We start from the raw sequence: 1,438 nt of genomic DNA on the forward strand, positions 1-1,438 counted from the left end.
TGTGATGTCTCAGCACATCGGTGACAGTTCTGCATCAGGACATCGGTGACGGTTGGTGTGTCAGGACTTCGGTGACGGTTGCCTGTTCTTGGCGCGGGTGCCGGCGGGTTGGCCGTTGCCGACGTAGTTGATGCCGCGCGCGGGTCGGGTGTGTTCGGCGAGGACCTCGCCGTGGAGGTCGGTGATGATGATCGCGTCGCTGGTACTGACGACAAGGACCTGTTGGAACGCGAGGTCCACGTCGACCTTGTAGCGCACGGAGTCCAGGCTGATGGTGCCCGATGTGGATACGGTTCTTGCACGCGTTCCCGCGGGCAGATCAGCAGGGGGTTGGGGTCGGGTACGCGGGTATCGACTCGGGACGCGCTGGTAGATGGGCCGGTCTGGCGTGGGGCGGGGCGGGTCGGCCTTGGGCGTTGCTTCCCACGCGGTCAGTGGCGTGATGCGTCCGGGTAGGCCTTGGTGGGGGCGTTGGGTGTTGTAGATGTGATCGAACGCGTCAACGAGGGTCTGCAGTTCAGCCAGTGACTGCGCGAGCGGTTGCTTGTCGAGGTAGCGGAACAGAGTTTGGTGGAAGCGTTCGGTCTTGCCCTGGGTGGTCGGTTTGTAGGGCTTCCCGGTGATCGCCTCCACGCCGAGGGCGCCTACATGCGCGACGAGTCGGCCGACTGCTCCACGTCGTGACGGGTTGAGCGCGGCTCCGTTGTCAGTCAGCAGTCGTTGGGGCACTCCATGGGCGGCAATCGCTTTGTCCACCACCAGGATGGCGTCCTTGGCTGTTTCGCCGTAGGCGACGTGGGAGGCGACGGCGTAGCGGGAGTGGTCATCAATGAGCTGGAAAATCACGCAGGTACGTCCGCCGCTGAGTACGTACTCTGTGGCGTCCAGTTGCCAGCAGGCGTTCGGGGCTGGGTAGACGAACCGTCGCCATGCTGAGCGGGGCTTCTTCTTCGGCTCAAGTCGGGCCACACCGGCCTCACGGAAGATGCGTGCCAGCGAGGCGGTGGATGGGACCTGAGCGAGGCCCATCGCCCCCATTTTGTCGTGCACACTGATCGGCCCGTGGTCCAGACCGGACGCCTCGAGGGCAGCGCGCACGGCCACAGCCTGTTGCCTCACCTCCTCAGTTACCTTCGACGGGCTCGACCTCGGCCGTCGCGTCTTGGGTTCGAGCACCGCGGCCGGCCCATCGGTCCTTACCCGCTTCCGTAACTCGTAGAACGACTTTCGCGAGATGCCGTGCTCGGCGCAGAACGTCGAGACCGCGCCGCGGGGCGCGTCGTCGGGCCACTGCGAGATCGCGAGGCGGACACGGGGATCGATCGGTTCGTTGGCGGCCACCGTCCGAGCCTCGCGGCAGAAGTGTCACCACCAGAACCACGCAAAGTGTTACCGATGTCCTGATGCAGAACTGTCACCTATGTCCAGAGACATAACA

Annotated in this window: 1 pseudogene; it reads right to left on the bottom strand. The window is 64.6% G+C overall.

Annotated elements, in window-relative coordinates:
• Positions 1-34 precede the first annotated feature (34 nt).
• Positions 35-1,299 (bottom strand): annotated as a pseudogene (locus A5790_RS14710) (integrase core domain-containing protein).
• Between the last annotated feature and the right edge of the window lie 139 nt (positions 1,300-1,438).

The sequence above is a fragment of the Mycobacterium sp. 852002-51152_SCH6134967 genome (assembly GCF_001667105.1).
GTDB lineage: Bacteria > Actinomycetota > Actinomycetes > Mycobacteriales > Mycobacteriaceae > Mycobacterium > Mycobacterium neumannii_A.